The 20,803-nt window shown below is 73.7% G+C and carries 17 protein-coding genes; 5 read left to right on the forward strand and 12 right to left on the reverse strand.

What is annotated here, in order from left to right:
• The first annotated feature begins 113 nt into the window (after positions 1-113).
• From ACZ3ZE_RS20365 to ACZ3ZE_RS20375, 3 genes are all read left to right on the forward strand, one after another.
• Positions 114-851, forward strand: a complete 738-nt coding sequence (locus ACZ3ZE_RS20365; RefSeq protein WP_467260020.1) for an ABC transporter ATP-binding protein — start codon at positions 114-116, stop codon at positions 849-851.
• Positions 848-3,712, forward strand: coding sequence for an FtsX-like permease family protein (locus ACZ3ZE_RS20370; RefSeq protein ID WP_467260023.1), 2,865 nt, complete (start codon positions 848-850; stop codon positions 3,710-3,712). The genes ACZ3ZE_RS20365 and ACZ3ZE_RS20370 overlap by 4 nt, the downstream gene beginning before the upstream one ends.
• A 114-nt stretch (positions 3,713-3,826) precedes the next feature.
• Positions 3,827-4,381: a bacterial proteasome activator family protein gene (locus ACZ3ZE_RS20375; RefSeq protein WP_361168523.1), complete on the forward strand. Its 555-nt coding sequence runs from the start codon at positions 3,827-3,829 to the stop codon at positions 4,379-4,381.
• 104 nt (positions 4,382-4,485) lie between these two features.
• Here the strand turns inward: ACZ3ZE_RS20375 and ACZ3ZE_RS20380 are convergent, their stop codons facing one another.
• From ACZ3ZE_RS20380 to pdhA, 7 genes are all read right to left on the reverse strand, one after another.
• Positions 4,486-5,472, reverse strand: coding sequence for an NAD(P)H-quinone oxidoreductase (locus ACZ3ZE_RS20380; RefSeq protein WP_363290518.1), 987 nt, complete (start codon positions 5,470-5,472; stop codon positions 4,486-4,488).
• A 102-nt stretch (positions 5,473-5,574) separates the two neighbouring features.
• Positions 5,575-6,660 carry a potassium channel family protein gene (locus ACZ3ZE_RS20385; protein ID WP_361168517.1) on the reverse strand — a complete coding sequence of 362 codons (1,086 nt, stop codon included), beginning with the start codon at positions 6,658-6,660 and terminating at the stop codon, positions 5,575-5,577.
• Positions 6,657-8,060 (reverse strand): molybdopterin molybdotransferase MoeA, encoded by a 1,404-nt coding sequence (locus ACZ3ZE_RS20390; RefSeq protein WP_467260025.1) that lies wholly within the window; start codon positions 8,058-8,060, stop codon positions 6,657-6,659. Before ACZ3ZE_RS20390 ends, ACZ3ZE_RS20385 begins: the two co-directional genes overlap by 4 nt.
• Positions 8,057-9,127, reverse strand: coding sequence for a DUF6457 domain-containing protein (locus tag ACZ3ZE_RS20395; RefSeq protein ID WP_467260028.1), 1,071 nt, complete (start codon positions 9,125-9,127; stop codon positions 8,057-8,059). Before ACZ3ZE_RS20395 ends, ACZ3ZE_RS20390 begins: the two co-directional genes overlap by 4 nt.
• Positions 9,128-9,426: 299 nt before the next feature.
• Positions 9,427-10,809 carry a dihydrolipoamide acetyltransferase family protein gene (locus ACZ3ZE_RS20400; RefSeq protein ID WP_361168508.1) on the reverse strand — a complete coding sequence of 461 codons (1,383 nt, stop codon included), beginning with the start codon at positions 10,807-10,809 and terminating at the stop codon, positions 9,427-9,429.
• The gene (locus ACZ3ZE_RS20405; protein WP_361168505.1) at positions 10,809-11,840 is read right to left on the reverse strand and encodes an alpha-ketoacid dehydrogenase subunit beta; all 1,032 of its coding nucleotides are present in this window, start codon (positions 11,838-11,840) and stop codon (positions 10,809-10,811) included. The genes ACZ3ZE_RS20400 and ACZ3ZE_RS20405 overlap by 1 nt, the downstream gene beginning before the upstream one ends.
• Entirely contained in the window at positions 11,837-13,000 is a 1,164-nt protein-coding gene (gene pdhA, locus ACZ3ZE_RS20410; RefSeq protein ID WP_361168502.1) for a pyruvate dehydrogenase (acetyl-transferring) E1 component subunit alpha, read from the reverse strand. Before pdhA ends, ACZ3ZE_RS20405 begins: the two co-directional genes overlap by 4 nt.
• 178 nt (positions 13,001-13,178) lie before the next feature.
• Here pdhA and ACZ3ZE_RS20415 point away from each other — a divergent pair, with 178 nt between their 5' ends.
• Positions 13,179-13,784 carry an Lrp/AsnC family transcriptional regulator gene (locus tag ACZ3ZE_RS20415; RefSeq protein ID WP_442303599.1) on the forward strand — a complete coding sequence of 202 codons (606 nt, stop codon included), beginning with the start codon at positions 13,179-13,181 and terminating at the stop codon, positions 13,782-13,784.
• Between the two features lie 71 nt (positions 13,785-13,855).
• Here the strand turns inward: ACZ3ZE_RS20415 and ACZ3ZE_RS20420 are convergent, their stop codons facing one another.
• Positions 13,856-14,449 (reverse strand): TetR/AcrR family transcriptional regulator, encoded by a 594-nt coding sequence (locus ACZ3ZE_RS20420; protein ID WP_361168499.1) that lies wholly within the window; start codon positions 14,447-14,449, stop codon positions 13,856-13,858.
• Entirely contained in the window at positions 14,446-16,017 is a 1,572-nt protein-coding gene (locus ACZ3ZE_RS20425) for a 3-hydroxyacyl-CoA dehydrogenase (protein ID WP_361168496.1), read from the reverse strand. Before ACZ3ZE_RS20425 ends, ACZ3ZE_RS20420 begins: the two co-directional genes overlap by 4 nt.
• Before the next feature lie 121 nt (positions 16,018-16,138).
• Here ACZ3ZE_RS20425 and paaN point away from each other — a divergent pair, with 121 nt between their 5' ends.
• Positions 16,139-17,836, forward strand: a complete 1,698-nt coding sequence (gene paaN, locus ACZ3ZE_RS20430; protein ID WP_361168493.1) for a phenylacetic acid degradation protein PaaN — start codon at positions 16,139-16,141, stop codon at positions 17,834-17,836.
• A 72-nt stretch (positions 17,837-17,908) separates the two neighbouring features.
• Here paaN and ACZ3ZE_RS20435 read toward each other — a convergent pair whose 3' ends face one another.
• The 3 genes from ACZ3ZE_RS20435 to ACZ3ZE_RS20445 form a co-directional block, all read right to left on the reverse strand.
• Entirely contained in the window at positions 17,909-18,583 is a 675-nt protein-coding gene (locus ACZ3ZE_RS20435) for a TrmH family RNA methyltransferase (protein ID WP_363290583.1), read from the reverse strand.
• An 86-nt stretch (positions 18,584-18,669) separates the two neighbouring features.
• A complete protein-coding gene (locus tag ACZ3ZE_RS20440; protein WP_363290523.1) occupies positions 18,670-19,893 on the reverse strand; it encodes an HTTM domain-containing protein in 1,224 nt (407 codons plus the stop codon).
• Positions 19,890-20,798, reverse strand: coding sequence for a DUF5819 family protein (locus tag ACZ3ZE_RS20445; RefSeq protein WP_467260031.1), 909 nt, complete (start codon positions 20,796-20,798; stop codon positions 19,890-19,892). Before ACZ3ZE_RS20445 ends, ACZ3ZE_RS20440 begins: the two co-directional genes overlap by 4 nt.
• Positions 20,799-20,803: the final 5 nt, after the last annotated feature.

Raw genomic sequence — 20,803 nt, forward strand, 5'->3', positions numbered from 1 at the left:
GGCACCGAGCCCGGCATCGGCACCGTCCGCGGCCCCGGCACACCGCCGCCCGCCACACGGCCGTCGGCACCCGCCCGCCACCCCGCCCGCGTACGCCCGAGGGGGATCCCGCCATGTCCATACAGCAGCAGCCCGTGCTGCGTCTGCAGCAGCTGACCCGCGTCCACGGCGCGGGCGCCACCGAGGTCCACGCCCTGCGCGGCATCGACCTCGACGTCTACCCCGGCGAACTCGTCGCCGTCATGGGCCCGTCCGGCTCCGGCAAGTCGACCCTGCTCACCATCGCCGGCGGCCTCGACACCCCCAGCTCGGGCCGGGTGATCGTCGAGGACACCGACATCACCTCCGCGAGCGTCAAGCAGCTCGCCGCCCTGCGCCGCCGCAGCATCGGCTACGTCTTCCAGGACTACAACCTCATCCCGGCCCTCACCGCCGTCGAGAACGTGGCCCTGCCCCGCGAGCTGGACGGCGTCTCCGCCCGCAAGGCCCGCACCGAGGCCCTCGCCGCCCTCGCCGAGATGGAGCTCGGCCACCTCGCCGACCGCTTCCCCGACGAGATGTCCGGCGGCCAGCAGCAGCGCGTGGCCATCGCCCGCGCCCTCGTGGGCGACCGCCGGCTCGTCCTCGCCGACGAGCCCACCGGCGCCCTCGACTCCGAGACCGGCGAGTCCGTCCTCGCCCTGCTGCGCACCCGCTGCGACGCCGGTGCCGCCGGCGTCCTGGTCACCCACGAGCCGCGCTTCGCCGCCTGGGCCGACCGCGTCGTGTTCCTGCGCGACGGCGCCGTCGTCGACCAGACCGTACGCAGCGAGGCCGACTCGCTCCTGACCGGCCGGGCGGCGCAGCAGTGAACACATGGCTCCACTCCTGGCGGGCCGCGATCCGCATCGCCCGCCGCGACGCCTGGCGCTCCAAGGGCCGCAGCTTCCTCGTCCTCGCGATGATCGCGCTGCCCATCCTCGGCGTGAGCGCCTTCGACGTCACCCTGCGCAGCTCCGAGCTGACCGCCGAGCAGCGGACGGAGCGCGTCATCGGCGCCGCCGACGCGCGTTTCAAGGACGCCCAGGTCAGCGGCGTGCCGATCTATCAGGACCCGGTGGGCGAGCAGCACACCCCGGTCAAGGACTACGACAAGGAGCCCTGGCCCGACGGCCCGACCGACGTCCGCAAGGTCATCCCGGCCGGCTCGACCGTCCTCACCGACACCTACGGCACCGCCAAGCTGACCACCGCCCACGGTCTGCTCCAGACCGAGGTCCGTGAGCTCAAGGCCGCCGACCCGGTCGCCCGCGGCATCATGCGCCTCCAGGAAGGCAACTTCCCGGAGGGCAACGACGAGATCGCCGCGACCACGCACTTCCTGGAGACCAGCGGCCTGACCGTCGGCTCCACCCTCACCGCGCGCGGCTTCGACCGCACGTACCGGATCACCGGCGCCTACGAGCTCCCCAGCGACCTCAAGTCCGACCAGGTCAACGCGCTGCCCGGGGCCTTCCTCGCGCCGTACGGGCAGGCCGTCGAGAAGGCCGGGATGCAGACGCCGGACCTCTCCACCACGTACCTGGTGCGCAAGCCCGGTGGTTTCACGTGGAACACGGTCCAGCAGATCAACGCCAAGGGTGTCGTGGTCGTCTCGCGCGCCGTGGCCCTCGACCCGCCCACCGACGCCGAAGTGCCGCTCTTCCAGAAGGACGGCTGGCGCAACTACGACAGCAGCCTGGCCTCCGACGCCGCCGCCCTCGCCGCCGTGGGCACCGTGGTCGGTCTCGCGATGCTGGAGATCTGCCTGCTCGCCGGTCCCGCCTTCGCGGTCGGCGCCCGCCGCTCGCGCCGCCAGCTCGGCCTCGTCGGCGCCAACGGCGGTGCCCGCAGCCACATCCGGGCCATCGTGCTCAGCGGCGGACTCGTCATCGGCGTCGCCGCGGCCGTCGTCGGCACCGTCCTCGCCCTGATCCTCACCTTCGCGCTGCGCCCGCTGCTCGAAGACGCGATGGGCCAGCGGTTCGGCGGCTTCACCGTCCGACCGCTCGAACTCCTCGGCATCGCCGGGCTCGCCGTCCTCACCGGACTGCTCGCCGCGATCGTCCCCGCCGTCACCGCCTCCCGGCAGACGGTCCTCGCCTCCCTGACGGGCCGTCGCGGCGTCCGCCGCAGCAGCAGGGTGCTGCCCCTGGTCGGCCTCGGCGCCGTCCTCCTCGGCGCGGTCATCGCCCTGTACGGATCGGTCGTCACCGACCAGTTCGTCATCGTCGCCGGCGGCTCGGCCATCGCCGAGCTGGGCGTGGTCGCCATGACCCCCGCCCTGGTCGGCCTGTTCGGCCGCACCGGCCGCTGGCTGCCGCTCTCGCCGCGCCTCGCCCTGCGGGACGCCGTGCGCAACCGGGGCCGTACGGCACCCGCCGTCGCCGCCGTCCTCGCCGCCGTCGCGGGCACCGTCGCCGTCTCCACCTACGCCGCCAGCCGGGACGCCCAGGGCCTCGCCGAGTACGAGGCACGCCTGCCGTACGGGGTCGTCGCCGCGCTCGTCACCGAGGAGGGCGGCCGGGACGCCCCGGCGGTCCGCGAGGCCGTCCAGCACATCTTCCCCGTCGACGTCCGCGCCGACGTCTCCCGGATCGCCGTCGGCAAGCCGGGCTGCGAGCCCTGGGGCGGCGGCAAGGGCTGCGGCCGCTTCGAGGTCATCGTCCCGCGGGCCAACGAGTGCCCCCTGTGGGCCTTCGCCGCCGACGGCTCCGACCCCTCCGAGAAGTTCACCAAGGAACAGCGCCGCGAGCTCACCACCAAGGACTGGCGCTGCCAGGCCAGCGCCGGCAACGGCGTCTACGTCGAGGGCGGCATGCTCATCGCCGACGCCCCGATCCTCACGATCCTCGGCATCGACGACCCCGGCGCCGCCAAGGCCCTCGCCGACGGCAAGGTCGTCAACTTCCTGAAGACGCAGGTCGACCAGAAGACCGGCACGGTCGGCGTCAAGCTGATCACCGACACCGAGGCCGCCGACCTCGCCGCCGAGAAGAACCAGCCGGTCCCCGGCGAGGTCAAGAACCTCCCCGCCTACCAGGTGCCCGGCTCCCCGCTCTCGTACGGCGTGCAGAGCATCCTCAGCCCGGCCGCCGCCAAGGCCGCCGGACTGACCACCGTCCCCATGGGCGCGTACTTCAGCACCGACCACCTGCCCGACAGCGAGCAGCGGCAGAAGCTGGACAGCGAGATCGCCAAGCTGGGCAGCACCGTCGACCTCACCCTGGAGGAGGGCTACGTCAGCAAGACCAGCCTCGTGCTCCTCGCGCTGACCGTCTTCGCCGGCCTGGTCACCATCGGCGCGGCCGGCATCGCCACCGGGCTCGCCCAGGCCGACGCCGAGGCCGACCTCAAGACGCTCGCCGCGGTCGGCGCCCCGCCCCGGGTCCGCCGTACGCTCAGCGGCTTCCAGTGCGGAGTCGTCGCCGCGATGGGCGTGGTCCTCGGCTCCGCCGCCGGAGTCCTGCCCGCCATCGGGCTGCGGCTCACCGAGGGACGCGAGCAGCTGCGCTTCTACGAGGAGAGCCTGGAGAACGGCTGGGCCGGCTCGGACGCCCCGCCGTACGTGCCGATCGTCGTCCCCTGGGAGACGCTCGCCGCCCTCCTGGTGGCCGTCCCGCTCGGCGCCGCCCTGCTGGCCGCCCTGGTGACCCGCTCCCGCGGCGCCCTGGCCCGCCGCGCCGCGCACTAGGGACCCCGCCGCCGCACACGCGTTCGTTGCCATGCCGTGCCCCTGTACGAGGGTGGATCACCCTCGTACAGGGGCACACCGTGTGGTGAGGCATGTGTGCGAGAGAATGGCGGCATGGAGATGCCGAGGAATGACAGGTCGCAGGAGCACCCCCAGGTCCTCATCGTGGGCCCGGACGGGACGGCGCTCGGCGGCACTCAGGGTGACGACGAATCCCGCGAGGTCCCGGTGACGGAAATGGTCGAACAGCCTGCGAAGGTCATGCGGATCGGCAGCATGATCAAGCAGCTTCTGGAGGAAGTCAGGGCGGCCCCTCTCGACGAGGCCAGCCGCGTCCGGCTCAAGGAGATCCACGCCAGCTCCGTGAAGGAGCTGGAGGACGGTCTCGCGCCGGAGCTGGTGGAGGAACTGGAGCGGCTCTCCCTGCCGTTCACCGACGAGGCCATCCCCTCCGACTCGGAGCTCCGGATCGCGCAGGCCCAGCTGGTGGGCTGGCTCGAAGGCCTCTTCCACGGCATCCAGACGGCGCTGTTCGCCCAGCAGATGGCGGCCCGCGCCCAGTTGGAGCAGATGCGCCGGGCGCTCCCGCCGGGCGCCTCGCACGACGATGACGACGACGACCACGGCCCGGGGCACGGGCGGGCGGTCGGGTCGGGGCCGTACCTGTAGGACGGACGTTTCCGAGGACGATGACGAAGGGAAGGCCCGGCGCTGGTGACAGCACCGGGCCTTCGGTCACTTCCGCGGCCGTGGTGACGGCGCCGGGCCTTCGGTCATTTCTGCGGCGCGCGCAGGAGCACCTTGCCGACGTGGCTGCCCGATTCGATGGCCCGGTGCGCGTCGGCGGCGTCCGGCAGCGGCACCGTGCGGTCGACGACCGGGGTGACGGTGCCCGCGCCGATCAGCGGCCAGACGTGCTCGCGGACCGCCGCCACCACGGCCGCCTTCTCGCCCAGCGGCCGGGAACGCAGCGTCGTCGCCAGGACGGCCCCGCGCTTGGCCATGAGCGCGCCGAGGTTCAACTCGCCCTTGACGCCGCCCTGGAGACCGATGACCACCAGCCGCCCGTTGACGGCGAGCGCCTTGATGTTCCGCTCCAGGTACTTCGCGCCGACGATGTCCAGGATGACGTCCGCCCCGGCGCCGTCCGTCGCCTTGTGCAGCTCCTCGACGAAGTCCTGCTCGCGGTAGTCGATGAGGATGTCCGCGCCCAGCTCGGCGCAGCGCGCCAGCTTCCCGGGGCCGCCGGCCGTGACCGCGACCCGCGCGCCGACCGCCTTGGCCAGCTGGATCGCCATCGTGCCGATGCCGCTCGCCCCGCCGTGCACCAACAGGGTCTCGCCCGGCCGCAGGTGGGCCAGCATGAAGATGTTCGACCAGACCGTGCACGCCACCTCGGGCAGCGCGGCGGCCGTCACCAGGTCCACGCCCTCGGGCTTCGGGAGCAGCTGCCCCGCCGGGACGGCGACCTTCTCCGCGTAGCCGCCGCCGACGAGCAGCGCGCACACCTCGTCGCCGACGGACCAGCCGGAGACCCCGGGGCCGAGCGCGACGATCCGGCCGGAACACTCCAGGCCGGGGTAGGGGGAGCTGCCCGGCGGCGGGTCGTAGTAGCCCTGACGCTGGAGCAGATCGGCACGGTTGACGGCGCTCGCCACCACCTCGACGAGGACCTCGCCCTCGGCGGGGACGGGGTCGGGCACCTCGGCCCAGACCAGCGCCTCGGGACCACCGGGTTCCGGAATCGTGATCGCATGCATGGCGGCGAGGCTACTCCGAGGGTCCCGGTGCCGGTCGCGGTCGCGTGGCCGGGGCGGGTCGGCGGCCGGGGGCTCGGTCCCGGCCCCGGCCCCGGTCCCGGTCTAGTCGTCGCTCGGCGTGGTGAGCGGGGTGACCGGCGCGGCCCGCATGATGGTGATCACACGGTCCGTCAACTTCAGCGGGCTGGCGGCGGGATCGTCGTACCCGAGCAGCCGGTGGCCGCGGAGCACGCTCACCACCAGGTCGTCCGTCTCCCGGACGCTCCGCCCCGCCTCGGCCTTGGTCACCGGCCGTTCCACGAGGTCGAGCCCGGAGCCCTGCTGGATCAGGTCCTCCATCACGGTGCCCGCGCTGGGGCTGAGCACCGACAGGCCGAGCAGCCGCCCGGCGGCACTGGCGCTGGTGATCACCGCGTCGGCGCCGGACTGGCGCAGCAGCGGCGCGTTCTCCTCCTCGCGGACCGCGGCGACGATCTTCGCCCCACGGTTGAGCTGGCGGGCCGTCAGGGTGACCAGGACCGCCGTGTCGTCGCGCTGGGTGGCGATGACGATCTGACGGGCCTTCTGCACCTCGGCGCGGAGCAGTACGTCGCTGCGGGTCGCGTCGCCGATGACCCCGACGAAGCCGTCGGCGTTGGCCGCCTCGATCACCTTGTTGGAGGGATCGACGATGACGATCTGGTCCTTGCGCAGGCCGGTCGCGCAGAGCGTCTGGATCGCCGAACGCCCCTTCGTACCGAAGCCGACGATGACGGTGTGGTCGCGCAAGATGGCCCTCCAGCGGCGCAGCCGGAACTCCTCGCGGGTCCGCTCCGTGAGGACCTCGAGGGTAGTACCGACCAAGATGATCAGAAACAGCACGCGCAGCGGCGTGACCAGCAGGATGTTCGCCAGCCGTGCCGAGTCGCTGTACGGGACGATGTCGCCGTATCCCGTGGTGGAAAGGGTGACCGTCGCGTAGTAGACGGCGTCGAGGAAGTCGACCGTCTCGTCGGCGTTGTCGTGGTAGCCGGACCGGTCGATGTAGACGATGAAGACGGTCAGGAGCAGCACGCCCAGCGCCATGAGCAGGCGTTTGCCGACCTGGCGCAGGGGATTCTCCACCACGCGGCGCGGCAGCCTGATGCGGGAGCCCGTCACCTTCTCCCCGGCCTCCCGGGCCATCACGTCCCGGTTGGGAAGTTTCACGTGAAACACACTCCTTGGGCTCCGCCGCCCGGACCTTCGGCCGACACGACCTGCCAGGGTAGATCCAGGATCTCCAGCGGCTGCCCGGGACGGGCACCCCCCGGCGGGATCACGCCCATTCCATGGGCGACGGCGATACCGCGCAGCATCGCCGGGCCGTTGTAATGCAGCGGCTCGACCCCGTCGCCCCGGCGGACCACGGGGACGAGCCGGGTGTCGTACGGATGCCCCGGGACCTCCGCGCGCACGGGCAGCCGGTACGGGGCGGGGGCGGGCGCACCGGCGAGGGCGCGCAGCAACGGCTCGGCGAGCGTGAGCAGCCCGGAGACGGCGGCGAGCGGATTACCGGGCAGGCCGACGAGGTGGCGGGGGTGGGGAGTGGCTTGGGTGCCGTGGGCGCCGGGGGTGGAGGCGGCTGGGGTGCCGTGGGCGCCGGGGATGGTGGGAGGGGCGTCGAGCCGCGCCAGGAGCATGGGATGGCCGGGCCGCACCTTCACCCCGTCGACGAGCAGCGTGGCCCCCGCCTGGTCGAGGACGCTGTGGACGTGGTCGACGGGACCGGCCGCCGTGCCGCCGGTGGTGACGACCACGTCGGCGGCGGAACCGGTGACCGCCGCGTACAGCGCCTCGGCGTCGTCGCCGATCCGGCGGGTGCCGAGCACCTCCGCGCCGAGCGCCGTCAGCCAGGGGCCGAGCATCGGGCCGAGCGCGTCACGGATCAGGCCCTCGTGGGGGAGTCCGCCGGTGAGCAGCTCGTCGCCGAGGACCAGCACCTCCACGCGGGGGCGCGGGCGCACGGTCAGCTCGTCGTAGCCGGCCGCGGCGGCGAGGCCGAGGACCGCGGGGGTCACCGGGCTCCCGGCGGGCAGCAGCAGGTCGCCGGTGCCGCACTCCTGGCCGCGGGGGCGGATGTCCTGGCCGTGGACGACCTCACGCAGGGCGTGCAGGTGCCCGGCGGTGTCGGTACGGGAGTGCTCGCGGCGGACGACGGCGGTCGCCCCGGTCGGCACGCGGGCGCCGGTCGCGATCCGCACCGCGTCGCCGTCGGCGAGCTCGGAGGCGGGGAGGTGCCCGGCGAGGACGGCACCCTCGGGGTCGATCCGCCAGGGGCCGGGCCCGGCGACCGCCCAGCCGTCCATGGCGGAGGTGTCGAAGGAGGGCAGGTCGGTGAGCGCGCGCAGCGGCTCGGCCAGCATGTGCCCGAGCCCCTGCCCGAGCGCCACCCGGACCGGCTCCCGCACGTCCGCGGCGCGGGCCGCGACGGCACGGGCCTCGGGCCAGGGGGTGGCGCGATGCGCCTCCGCTGCGGCGGCGGCGCGCGGGGAGTCCGTACGGGGACGGCCGACGAGCGCGAGGGCGTCGTCGACGCCGTCGTCGGGCAGCCGCTCCTTCATCGTCATCCGGCGTCGTCCTGCTCGGCGGCCCAGCGCTGGGCCAGCGCGGCCGCCTTGCGCGCGGCCTCCGCCACGGCCTCGGGCCCTGCGTCGGCACCGGCCTTGGCCGCCGCGTACCCGACCAGGAACGTGGTCAGCGGCGCGGCGGGCCGGGCGACGCCGTGGGCGGCGTCACGGGCGAGGTCGAGCAGGAGGCCTGTGTCGACGTCCAGGTCGATGCCCAGTTCGTCCTTGACTGCGGTGATCCATTCGTCCAGCACGTTCCCATGCTCCCTGATCCGCGCCCGGGCGGTGGCGATGTCCCCCCAGGTGTCGCAGTCGAAGGAGGCCCCGCCCTCCGCCGCGACCCGCACGACCTGCAGTTTCCCGGTGACGAGCCGCAAGGGCAGCCCGTCGAGCCCACCCCGGTCGGCGACGACCTCCGCGATCTCCCGCCGCAGCGCCCGCACCCGATAAGCCCCCACCAACGGCTGCTCCCGCCCCTCCCCGTCGACCAGCACGGCCGCTTCGGCCCCGGCCCCGGAGACGAGCGCATCCACGAGCCGGCGCGCGGTGTCGGCGCCGAAGAAGGGAAGGTCGGCGGAGAGGAGCAGGACGACGGGGTCGGAGGCGGGCGAGGAGAGGCCGGAAGGGGTGGCGGAAGGGTCCGTGGGCGCATCGGAGGGCGCCTCAGGGGCGGCGTCCGGCGCTGCGACGGCGCTGGAGGGGGCAGCGAGGGTGCCGGACACGGCAGCGGGGCCACCGGAGGGGGCGGCAGAGCCGCCCGTGGGGGCAGCGGGCCCGCCGGACACGGCGGCGAGACCGTCCGACGGAACCGCGGGGGCGAGGCGGCGCAGGCCGGCGTCGAGGGCGGCGAGGGGGCCGCCGCCCGGCGGGTCCTCCCTGGCCCATTCCACGGGGCGCGCGGTGGTCCGGGGGTCGGCGACGACCACGGTCGTCCCGGCGTCGCGGCAGCCCGTCAGGACCCGGTCGAGCAGGCTCCGGCCGCCGACCCGCACTCCTGGCTTGTCGGCCCCGCCGAGGCGCCGGGCGGCACCGCCGGCGAGCACGATGGCGTCGTACGCGGTCGTCATCCCAGCAGTATCGTCCGCGCCCGCCAGGGACGGGCCACCCGGGGCCCGGCGCGCGTCCGCGAAAGGGGTGGGGCGCCCGGCAGGGGAAAGGGGTGGGACGCCCGGAAGGGCGGGAGGCCCGTCCGGAAGTTGCGGCCGGCCCGCGCCCGCGCCCGCGCCCGCTTCTCAGGGCAGGCGGTGGTTCGGACCGGTCCGCGAGGACGTGTCCGGGACCCGGCGTGGGGTTGGGTCCCGGACGGGGCCGCCGGGAACCGCCGGGGCCCCGTGCCCCGGCCGGTGTCCGCCCCGGCGGAGTCCTGTCACAGCGTGCGCAGCAGCACCGCCGGATTCTCGACGCAGTCGGCGACGTAACGGAGGAAGCCGCCGGCGGTCCCTCCGTCGCAGACCCGGTGGTCGAAGGTCAGCGACAGCTGCACCACCTGGCGTACCGCCAGCTCGCCCTGGTGCACCCACGGCTTGGGGATGATCCGCCCCACGCCGAGCATGGCCGCCTCGGGGTGGTTGATGATCGGCGTGGAGCCGTCGACGCCGAACACCCCGTAGTTGTTCAGGGTGAACGTGCCGCCGGTCAGGTCCGCCGGGGTGAGCGTCCCCTGGCGCGCCGACTCCGTCAGCCGGGCGAACTCGGCGGTCAGCGACTCGGCGGTGCGCCCGCCGGCCTCCTTGACGACGGGGACGACCAGCCCGCGTTCGGTCTGGGCGGCGAAGCCCAGGTGCACGGACGGCAGCCGGACGATCTCCCGCGCGGCCGTGTCCACCGTGGAGTTGAGCTCCGGGAAGCGGGCCAGGGCGTGGACGCAGATCCGGGCGAGCAGCGCGAGCACGGAGATCTTCGGCCCGCCGGCCGCGTTCATGGCCGCGCGCGTGGCCATGAGTTCGGTGGCGTCGGCGTCGACCCAGCAGGTCGCGTCGGGGATCTCCGTACGGCTGCGGGACAGCTTGTCGGCCACCGCGCCGCGCACTCCGCGCAGCGGTATCCGCTCACCGGCGGCGGGCGCGACGGCGGCGGCCGCGGGGGCCGGGGCGGCGGGCCGGGACCGTACGGCGAGGGCGGCCTCGACGTCCGCGCGCAGGATCAGCCCGTCGGGCCCGGAGCCCTGGATCTCCCGCAGGTCGAGCCCTTCGTCCCGGGCCAGCTTGCGCACCAGCGGGGAGATGACGGGCACGGGCCCCTGGGCCACGGCGGGCACCGCGACGGGCACGGCGACCGGCGGCACGGCAGGCACGGCGACCGGCGTCACGACCGCCGCCACAGCGGGCGCGTCCCGCCGGACCCGGCGACGCCGCGCCGCGGGCCCGGCCGTGCCGTAGCCGACGAGGACGTTGCCGGAGTACTCCGAGGACTCGGCCGACTCGGCGGCCGACGCGGCGGATCCGCCCGTCCCCGCACCGACACCCGCGAGCGCGTCGGGAGCCGCTCCCGCGACTCCGTCCGCGCCGCCGACCGCGACCGTCAGGAGCGGCGCGCCGACCGGCAGTTCCGTGCCTTCGTCGCCGAAGCGGGCGGTGACCACACCCCCGTACGGGCAGGGCACCTCCACCATCGCCTTGGCCGTCTCGACCTCGACGACCGGCTGGTCGATGGCGACGACGTCCCCGACGTTGACCAGCCAGCGGACGATCTCGGCCTCGGTGAGGCCCTCGCCGAGGTCCGGCAGCTTGAATTCGAGCACCTGGGCCATCAGCTCCCCGCCTCCCACTGGAGCCGGGCGACCGCGTCCAGGATCCGGTCCACGCCGGGCAGGTGGTGCCGCTCCAGCATCGGCGGCGGGTACGGGATGTCGAAGCCCGCGACGCGCAGCACCGGCGCCTCCAGGTGGTGGAAGCAGCGCTCGGTGACCCGGGCGGCGATCTCGCCGCCGGGCCCGCCGAAGCCGGTGGACTCGTGCACGACGACCGCGCGGCCGGTGCGCTTCACGGAGGCGCTGACGGTCTCGTCGTCGAAGGGGACGAGCGAGCGCAGGTCGACGACCTCCAGGTCCCAGCCCTCGGCCCGGGCGGCCTCGGCGGCCTCCATGCAGACCGGCACGGAGGGGCCGTAGGTGATGAGGGTGGCGCTGGTGCCGCGGCGGCGGACCACCGCCTTGCCGATCGGCTCCACCGCGGCGGGCGCCTCGGGGGACCAGTCGGACTTCGACCAGTAGAGCCGCTTGGGCTCCAGGAAGACCACCGGGTCGTCGGAGGCGATGGCGGCGCGCAGCAGCCCGTAGGCGTCCTCGACGGTCGCCGGGGTGACGACATGGAGGCCGGGGGTCGCCATGTAGTAGGCCTCGGAGGAGTCGCTGTGGTGCTCGACCCCGCCGATCCCGCCGCCGTACGGCACACGGACCACGATCGGCATCGGCATCGCGCCGCGGGTGCGGTTGCGCATCCGGGAGACATGGCTGATGAGCTGCTCGAACGCCGGGTAGGCGAACGCGTCGAACTGCATCTCCACGACCGGCCGCAGCCCGTACATGGCCATGCCGACGGCCGCGCCGAGGATGCCCGCCTCGGCCAGCGGCGTGTCGGTGCAGCGTTCCTCGCCGAACTCCTTGGCGAGGCCGTCGGTGACCCGGAAGACACCGCCGAGGGTGCCGACGTCCTCACCGAGGACGTGGACCGTGGGGTCCTCGGCCATCGCGTCGCGCATGGCCCGCTGGAGTGCCTGCGCCATGGTGGCGGGCTTGGCCGCCGCCTTCACGGCCGGCCGCGCAGTCGCGTGGGTGGTCATCCCGCCTCACTTTCGGCGTCGAGCTCTGCCCGCAGCTGCTCCGCCTGCTCGCGCAGCTGCGCGGTCTTCTCGGCGTAGACGTGGGCGAACAGGTCCATCGGGTCGAGCACGGGGTCGGCGTTCATCCGCTCGCGGAGCGCCGCCGCCATCGTCTCGGCGGCCTCGGCCGCCGCGCGCCGGCCGTCCTCGTCGAGGAGGCCGCGCTCGGTCAGCTCCCGTTCGAGGAGCAGGATCGGGTCGTGCGCCCGCCAGGTCTCGACCTCGCTGTCGCCGCGGTAGCGGGTGGCGTCGTCGGCGTTGGTGTGGGCGTCGATCCGGTAGGTGATGGCCTCGACGAGGGTGGGCCCGCCGCCGCGCCGGGCGCGGGTGACGGCCTCGGTGAGCACCTGGTGGACGGCGACGGCGTCGTTGCCGTCGACGAGCCGGCCCGGCATGCCGTAGCCGACGGCCTTGTGGGCCAGGGAGGGGGCCGCGGTCTGCTTGGCGAGCGGCACGGAGATCGCGAAGCCGTTGTTCTGCACGAGGAAGACCACGGGGGCCTGCCACACGGCGGCGAAGTTCAGCGCCTCGTGGAAGTCGCCCTCGCTGGTGCCGCCGTCGCCGACCATGGCGAGCGCGACCACGTCGTCGCCCTTCAGCCGGGCAGCGTGGGCGAGGCCCACGGCATGCGGGAGCTGGGTGGCGAGCGGGGTGCTCAGCGGGGCTATGCGGTGCTCGTGCGGGTCGTAGCCGGTGTGCCAGTCGCCGCGCAGCAGGGTCAGCGCCTGGACGGGGTCGAGCCCGCGGGCGACGGCGGCGAGCGTGTCGCGGTACGAGGGGAAGAGCCAGTCCCGCTCCTCGAGGGCCAGCGCGGCGGCCACCTCGCAGGCCTCCTGGCCCGTCGTGGAGGGGTACACGGCGAGGCGGCCCTGCTTGGTGAGGGCGGTCGCCTGCGCGTTGTACCGGCGGCCGCGTACGAGCTCCGCGTACAGGCGGCGCAGCAGCTCCGGGTCGGCGTCGGCCACGGCGTCCGTGCCGAGCACGCGCAGCGGCTCGGCGTCCGGCAGCAGCGGGGCGGGGTCGGTGCGCGGCTGCCAGGCCGGCGGCGGGGTGGGCCGGTAGGCGAGAGCGGCACCGGGGGGCTCTTGGACTGTCGAACTGCGCTGTTGCAACGAGTCCACCTCCTCGTGGGAGCGGGCATAAGACCCGAAGGCGGGTGGCGCGAAATGTGGCGCGCCTCACCTACCGATTGTTCGGTCGTGGAGGCATTTTGGCTACAGGCACCTTCAGCCTGTGGACAAACGGTTCTCCACAGCTTGGGATGGGTGCAGGTCGTCCACAGGAGAGAGGCGGGGGGACATGGCGGATGAACAAATGGCCGACATCGAGGAGCGCACCATCGACGAGCTCCTGAACGCGCCCCCCGGCGCCGCCCCCTCGACGGGCGCTCCGGCGGGCCCGGCGGGAGCTCCGGCGGGCCCTGCCATCGTCTCCCCGATGCCGCCGGCCCGCCCGCTGGACGCGATCGACCGGGACATCCTGCGACTGCTCCAGGCGGACGGGCGCGCCTCGGTCCGCTCGGTGGCCGAGCGGGTCCACGTCTCCCGCGCCAACGCGTACGCGCGGATCAACCGGCTCATCGACGACGGGGTGATCCGCGGCTTCAGCGCCCGCGTCAACCACGAGCGCGCGGGGCACGGCGCCTCCGCGTACATCACGCTCAAGATCGTCCAGAATTCGTGGCGCACCGTGCGCGAACAGCTCCAGGCCCTGCCGGGAGCCGCGCACATCGCGCTGGTCAGCGGCGACTTCGACGTCCTGCTGCTGGTGCACACCCCGGACAACCGCACCCTGCGGGAGCTGGTGCTCACCCGCCTCCAGTCGATCCCGGAGGTGCTCTCCACCCGCACCCTGCTGGTCTTCGAGGAGACCGACCTCGACCCGGACCCGGAACAGCGGGGCTGAGCGTGGCGGGGGGCCCGACCGACACCGGCCAGGCCCCCGCCGCTCTCCCCCGGGCATCCCCCGCACCCGCCTCAGCGGGCCGTACGCAGCCCTCCGAAGGCCATCCGTACGACGGTCTCCGCCAGCTGGTCGCCCTCCGCCGGGGAGTCCGGGTGCGGCCGGTACCACTCCACCAGCGAGTTGATCATGCCGAAGAGCAGCCTGGTGGCGATCCGGATGTCCAGGTCGGCCCGCAGGTCGCCGTCGGCGGCCGCCGCCTTCAGGAGGTCCGCCACCCGGTGGTCGAACTCGCGGCGGCGTTCCATCGCCCACCGCTCGGTCTTCGTGTTGCCCCGCACCCGCAGCAGCAGCGTCACGTACGGAAGCTCCTCGATCAGCACCTCCACGGTGCGCCGGGTCACGTACTCGACCCGCTCGACGGCCCGGCCACGGCCCGCGCCCGGCTCGTCGAGGACCGCGAAGAGCCCGTCGAGCGCCCGGCTGACGGCCCGCCGCAGCAGCTCCTCCTTGCCCGCCACATGGTGGTAGATCGAGGACTTGGAGATCCCGGCCGCCTTCGACAGGTGCTCCATGGAGGTGCCGTCGTAGCCGCGCTCGTTGAAGACCCGCACGGCGACCGAGAGCAGCGTGTCAGGGGTGTACGTGTCGCGCCGCGCGGTGGTCATCGGCTCTCCTCCGGCTCTGCGGCCTCTTCGTCGTAGCCACGCCGCGCGAGGGCGAGCGAGGGCGCGTAACGGCCGGTGGGGTAGCGCTCGTGCAGGTTGCCGAGCAGGTCGCGCAGGCCCGCGAAACCGATCCGCCCGGCCCACTCCAGGGGCCCGGCCGGGTAGTTGACGCCGAGCCGCATCGCGGTGTCGACGTCCTCGGCGGAGGCGACGCCCCGGTCGACCGCGTCGGCCGCGAGGTCGGCGAGCAGGGCGACCGTACGGGCGACGATCATGCCCGGCACGTCGCCGATCACGGAGACCTGCTTGCCGAGCGCCTGGAAGAGCCCGACCGCCTCCTCCAGGGTCTCCGGGGAGGTGCGCGCGGCGGTGGACAGAACGATCCTGCCCGCCCGCGCGTAGTCCAGGGCGAGGTCGAAGTAGACGACCTCCTCGTTGAGGAACTCGAAGGACGTCTCGCCGTCCGCGAGGTGCAGCCGGCCGCCGCCGGGCAGCGCGACGTACCCCGTGCCGCCCTTGCGCCGCACGGTGATCCCCGCCTGCTCGAAGAGCTCGACGAGCGGCCCCGCGGGCCCGAGGTCGCCGCGCACGGTGACCGTCGCGGGCGCCTTCGCCGGGGGCGCGGTGTGCGGCTCGGGACGCGCGGCGCCCTCCGCGTACGGGAACCAGCCGTGCCCGGACTTGCGGCCGAGCCGCCCCGACTCGACCAGGCGCCGCTGCGCGAGCGACGGGGTGAACTTGGGGTCCTGGAAGAAGGACTCCCACACGGAACGGGTCACGGCCTCGTTGACGTCCTGGCCGATGAGGTCGGTCAGCTCGAACGGGCCCATCCGGAAGCCGCCGGACTCGCGCAGCGCCGCGTCGATCGTGGCGGGGTCGGCCGCGCCCTCCTCGTAGAGGCGCAGTGCCTCCGCGTAGAAGGGGCGCGCGATCCGATTCACGATGAAGCCGGGGGTGTCGGCGCAGCGCACCGGCGTCTTGCCCCAGCTCCTCGCCGTCTCGTACGCGCGCGTGGCGGCGGCCGGCTCGGTGGCGAAGCCGCTGACGATCTCGACGAGCGGCAGCAGCGGGGCCGGGTTGAAGAAGTGCATCCCGACGAAGCGCCCGGGCAGCCGCAGGCCGCCCGCGATGGCGGTGACGGAGAGGGAGGAGGTGTTGGTGGCGAGCACGGTGTCCGCGCCGACGAGCTCCTCCAGGTCGGCGAAGAGGCGCTGCTTGACCGCCAACTGCTCGACGATCGCCTCGACGACCAGGGCGGCGTCGGCCAGCTCCGCGAGCCCGGCCGCCGCGTGCAGCCGGGCGACGGCGGTGTCGCGGTCGGCCGCGTCGAGCCGGCCCTTCTCGACGAGCCGGTCCAGGCGGGCCGCGACGCCGGTCACGGCCTCCTCGGCGCGGCCCGGGGCGCTGTCGTAGAGGCGGACGGGATGGCCCGCGAGGAGGGCGACCTGGGCGATGCCCTGGCCCATGGTGCCCGTGCCGACGACGGCGACGGTGCGGCTCGGATCGATGGGTCCGGCTCCGTCGGCCGACACCGCGTCGCTCCCCTGGACGGTCGTGTTGGCGGTCATAGGAGTGATCCTCCCCGATGGGTTTTCCACAGGATCGCCGGACCCCCTTGTCCCGACCGATCGTTCGGTTACTCTAACTCCGTACGCCTGCCCCTGCCCAGCTCATTGAGGAGTTGCGCCCATGGCCGCCGCTCAGCTGACCACCGACCGTCTGGCCGACAAGCACCGGTCCACCCTGGATCAGGCCCTCGACACCATCCGCACGCGCGCGTACTGGTCTCCGTACCCGGAGCACCCCAAGGCGTACGGGGAGGGCGACTCGCTGGACGCGGCCGCCGGGCTCGACGCCTACAAGGCCCTGCTCGACACCCGCTTCGAGCTCGACCAGCCCGGCACCGACGACTGGACCGGCGCCGAGGTCTCGCCGTACGGCCCGGCCCTCGGCATCACGTATCCGCACGCCGACATCGACGTCCTGCTGCCCGCGATGCGCGCCGGCATGGGCGCCTGGCGCGACGCGGGCCCCGAGACCCGCGCCCTGGTCTGTCTGGAGATCCTCGCCCGGATCTCCGCCCGGACCCACGAGTTCGCCCACGCCGTCATGCACACCAGCGGCCAGGCCTTCATGATGGCCTTCCAGGCCGGCGGCCCGCACGCCCAGGACCGCGGCCTGGAGGCGGTGGCGTACGCGTACGCGGAGCAGACCCGCACGCCCGCCGGCCGCGCCGACTGGTCGAAGCCGCAGGGCAAGCGCGACCCCCTGGAGCTGTCCAAGGAGTTCACCCCGGTCGCGCGCGGCATCGCGCTCATGATCGGCTGCAACACCTTCCCGACGTGGAACGGCTACCCGGGCCTGTTCGCCTCGCTGGCCACCGGCAACCCGGTCCTGGTCAAGCCGCACCCCCGCGCCGTCCTCCCGCTGGCCCTCACCGTCCGCGTCGCCCGCGAGGTCCTCGCCGAGGCCGGCTTCGACCCGAACCTGGTGGCGCTCGCCGCCGAGCGTCCCGGCGAGGGCATCGCCAAGACGCTGGCCGTCCGCCCCGAGATCCGGATCATCGACTACACCGGCTCGACCGCCTTCGGCGACTGGCTGGAGGCCAACGCCCGCCAGGCGCAGGTCTACACGGAGAAGGCCGGCGTCAACACAGTCGTCGTCGACTCCACCGACGACTACAAGGGCATGCTCTCCAACCTGGCGTTCTCGCTGTCCCTGTACAGCGGCCAGATGTGCACCACCCCGCAGAACCTGCTGATCCCCCGCGAGGGCATCACCACCGACCAGGGCCCGAAGACGTACGACGAGGTCGTCACCGACCTCGCGGGCGCGGTCGGCGGTCTCCTCGGCGACGACGCCCGGGCGAACGCGCTGCTCGGCGCCCTGGTCAACCCGGACGTGAAGGCGCGCCTGGAGGCCGCCGCGAGCCTCGGCGAGGTCGCGCTGGCCTCCCGCGAGGTGCCGAACCCGGACTTCCCGCAGGCCGTCGTCCGCACCCCGGTCATCGTGAAGCTGGACGGCTCCAAGCCGGACGCGGACGCCGCGTACTTCTCCGAGTGCTTCGGCCCGGTCTCCTTCGCCGTCTCGGTCGACTCGACCGCCGACGCCCTGGAGCTCCTGCGGCGCACGGTCCGCGAGAAGGGCGCGATGACGGTCGGCGCGTACACGACCTCCGCCGACACCGAGCGGGCCGTGGAGGAGGTCTGCCTGGAGGAGTCGGCGCAGCTCTCGCTGAACCTGACGGGCGGCGTCTACGTGAACCAGACGGCCGCGTTCTCCGACTTCCACGGCTCGGGCGGCAACCCGGCGGCGAACGCGGCGCTGTGCGACGGCGCCTTCGTCTCCAACCGCTTCCGCGTGGTGGAGGTCCGCCGCCAGGCCTGACCTCCCCGGCCTGTGACCCCGGATCCTCCGGGGTCACAGGGCCTCGGGGCCGGCCGCTCCCGCGTTACTCCGCTACCGCGGGTCCGGGACGTCGGCGTACCGCTGCACCCAGGCGTGCATGGCGACGGCGGCCGCGGCCCCCGCGTTGATCGACCGGGTCGAGCCGAACTGGGCGATCGAGCAGACCATCGCCGCGTGCTTCCGGGCCTCCTCGGTGAGGCCCGGCCCCTCCTGCCCGAACAGCAGCACACAGCGGCGCGGCAGCACGGTGCGCTCCAGCGGCACCGCGCCCGGCAGGTTGTCGATGCCGATGATCGGCAGGTTCTCGGCCGCCGCCCAGGCGGTCAGCGCCTCGGTGTCCGGGTGGTGGCGCACATGCTGGTAGCGGTCGGTGACCATGGCCCCGCGCCGGTTCCAGCGCCGCCGCCCCACGATGTGGATCTCCTTCGCGAGGAAGGCGTTGGCGGTCCGCACCACCGAACCGATGTTGAAGTCGTGGCCCCAGTTCTCCACCGCCACATGGAAGTCGTGCCGGCGGGTGTCCAGGTCCTCGACGATGGCCTCACGCGTCCAGTACCGGTAGCGGTCGACGACATTGCGCCGGTCCCCGCCGGCGAGCAGCTCGGGGTCGTAACGCTCACCCCGCGGCCAGGGCTCCGGGTGCGGCCCGACACCGACCTCGGGGCCGTACCCCTCGTCGTACTGGATCGGCTGGCTCGGCTCGCTGCTCCCGGACAGCCCAGACAGCTCGGGCGACTCAGACGGCTCAGACAGCTCAGACGACTCGGACGGCTCGGTGCTCCCGACGGGCCGGGGCTGTTCCTCGGTGGTGCTCACCCGACGAGGGTACGGGGACGCGGCGCCGGAGCCTCCTCCTCCACGGGCGGCTTCCGGCGCAGCAGCCGGTCCCGGCCCCGTGCCGCCCGCACCCCCAGCCACAGCAGGAAGCCCGTCGGCAGGAAGACCGCGTCCGCGGAGATCATCGCGAGCGAGAAGAACGGCAGCCCCAGCAGCACGGCGATGCCGGCGTGCTCCAGCATCATCACCCCGAGCAGGACGTTCTTGACCTTGCGGTTGAAGAGCGTGAAGGGGAACGCGACCTGCACGATCACCGTGCCGTAGGTCAGCAGCAGCACCATCACCCCGCTGGTGCCCAGCACCTCGGAGAGGGCGGGCCAGGGGGAGAAGTAGTCCAGCTTGAGCGGGTAGTACAGCGCGGTGCCGTCCTGCCAGCGCGAACCCTGGATCTTGTACCAGCCGGCCGTGGCGTAGATCAGGCAGACCTCCGCCATGATCACGACGAGGGCGGCGTTGTGGGTGAGGTTGGCGATGACGTCGAGCAGGGTGCGCGGCTCGTCTGCGGCGTACCGGCACACCAGCCACCACAGCCCGTGCCCCAGCCACAGCACCCACAGAAGCACCACGAGCCACCATTCCCCGGTGATGTCGGAGAAGTAGGTGGTGGCCATCAGGAGGCCCCCGAGGAGCGTCCACAGCACCGGCCCCACGAGGTCGCGGTCCTGGCCGGCCGCCGCGCCGCTCCGTGCGCGGCGGGCCGCCCGCCGGGCATCGAGCGACCAGACCTGGCCACAGCGGGTGAGGACGAGGTAGAGCGCCATGATGTGGACGACGTTGTCGCCGCCGTCGCCCATGAAGATGGAGCGGTTCTGCAGGGACAGCACGCCGGCCATGAAGACCACGGACACGGCCCGGGTGTGCCAGCCGAGCAGCAGCAGGACGGAGGAGAGCACCGCGAGCCCGTAGACGAGCTCGAACCAGAGCCGCCCGTCCGACCACATCAGGACGGTGAAGGCGTGGTTGTCGGTGATCAGCCGGCGGCCCATCTCCCAGGACCAGGGGCCGTCGGGCCCGTACAGCTCCATCCGGTGCGGCCATTCGCGCAGCAGGAACAGCAGCCAGGTGAGCGAGAAGCCGATCCGGACGATCGCCGTCTGGTACGGGCCGAGGGCCTCGGCCGTGACCTTCTGGAGGGCCCGGGCGAGCCGCCGGTCGAAGGGGACGCGGGGCTGCGCGGGGGCAGCGGGGGTGCGGCTCATCGGCCGGCCTCCGTACGGTTCGGCGCGAGACCCCGGGCCTCGGCGCCCGCGGCCCCTGCGGGCCGGTCGGGATCGGTGATCCGCCACCACGGATACGTACGGAAGACCGGATCCGTGTCGGTCTTCTCGCCGCTCCACGCGGGCGACGGGATGGGCCTGGTCACGGAGCGCAGCTGAACGCGCTGGACCGTGCCGCCGAGCTCACGCTCGTCGAGGCGCAGCATCACGATCCGCCGCATGTAGCTCTCGGAGAGCTCTCCGCGCAGCCCGTTGGGGCGGTGGTCGTCGGTGTGGGAGTTCAGATAGAAGTCCCAGGCCCTGCGCAGCTCGTTCTGCTCGGTGTGGCTCGGCAGGAGGCTGCCGCGGATGTTCGCGGCGTCCTGACCGGAGAGGTCGATCCAGCCGGTGGTCCTGCGCCCGCCGTCACCGGCCACCGTGGCCCTCACCTGGACCGCGATGTTCTGCTGGAGCGGATTGGGGGCGAAGAGCTTCCAGTTCTGCTCGAACTCGGGGTAGATCCAGTCGTCGACGGCCTCGCCGTGCTGCTTGGTCAGCGTGTTCGACGGGGCGACGTGCAGGAACACCATCCCGAGATGCACACAGGCGAAGACACCGAGGACGGCGAGCGCGACGGCGGCGACCACCTGATAGGGCATCGAGAGCGCGGCGATGCCGACACGGGGGGTGGGGGCGTCCTGGGGGGTGGGGTCGGCATGCGGCTCGGGGCCGGCGTCCTGGGCCTGCCTGGCGGAGTCCTCGGTGTCGCCGGATTCCTCGGACGCTCCGGCGCCCCCGGCATCCGCGCTGTCCCCGGCATCCCCGCTGTCCCTGCTGGTCCTGCTGTCCCTGCTGGTCCGGGCCTCCCCGGCGTCCTCTTCCACGCCTCCGTCGTCGTACGAGTCCATCGCGC

This window comes from Streptomyces sp. NPDC023157 (genome assembly GCF_055560575.1).

Excerpts from the sequence above, each read along its gene's own strand:
- ACZ3ZE_RS20380 (WP_363290518.1), bottom strand. The coding sequence starts at position 5,472 with ATGCATGCGATCACGATTCCGGAACCCGGTGGTCCCGAGGCGCTGGTC.
- paaN (WP_361168493.1), top strand. The coding sequence starts at position 16,139 with ATGGCCGCCGCTCAGCTGACCACCGACCGTCTGGCCGACAAGCACCGG.
- ACZ3ZE_RS20365 (WP_467260020.1), top strand. The coding sequence starts at position 114 with ATGTCCATACAGCAGCAGCCCGTGCTGCGTCTGCAGCAGCTGACCCGC.
- ACZ3ZE_RS20445 (WP_467260031.1), bottom strand. The coding sequence starts at position 20,798 with ATGGACTCGTACGACGACGGAGGCGTGGAAGAGGACGCCGGGGAGGCC.
- ACZ3ZE_RS20420 (WP_361168499.1), bottom strand. The coding sequence starts at position 14,449 with ATGACCACCGCGCGGCGCGACACGTACACCCCTGACACGCTGCTCTCG.
- ACZ3ZE_RS20425 (WP_361168496.1), bottom strand. The coding sequence starts at position 16,017 with ATGACCGCCAACACGACCGTCCAGGGGAGCGACGCGGTGTCGGCCGAC.
- ACZ3ZE_RS20400 (WP_361168508.1), bottom strand. The coding sequence starts at position 10,809 with ATGGCCCAGGTGCTCGAATTCAAGCTGCCGGACCTCGGCGAGGGCCTC.
- ACZ3ZE_RS20415 (WP_442303599.1), top strand. The coding sequence starts at position 13,179 with ATGGCGGATGAACAAATGGCCGACATCGAGGAGCGCACCATCGACGAG.
- ACZ3ZE_RS20440 (WP_363290523.1), bottom strand. The coding sequence starts at position 19,893 with ATGAGCCGCACCCCCGCTGCCCCCGCGCAGCCCCGCGTCCCCTTCGAC.
- ACZ3ZE_RS20405 (WP_361168505.1), bottom strand. The coding sequence starts at position 11,840 with ATGACCACCCACGCGACTGCGCGGCCGGCCGTGAAGGCGGCGGCCAAG.
- ACZ3ZE_RS20395 (WP_467260028.1), bottom strand. The coding sequence starts at position 9,127 with ATGACGACCGCGTACGACGCCATCGTGCTCGCCGGCGGTGCCGCCCGG.
- ACZ3ZE_RS20375 (WP_361168523.1), top strand. The coding sequence starts at position 3,827 with ATGGAGATGCCGAGGAATGACAGGTCGCAGGAGCACCCCCAGGTCCTC.
- ACZ3ZE_RS20390 (WP_467260025.1), bottom strand. The coding sequence starts at position 8,060 with ATGACGATGAAGGAGCGGCTGCCCGACGACGGCGTCGACGACGCCCTC.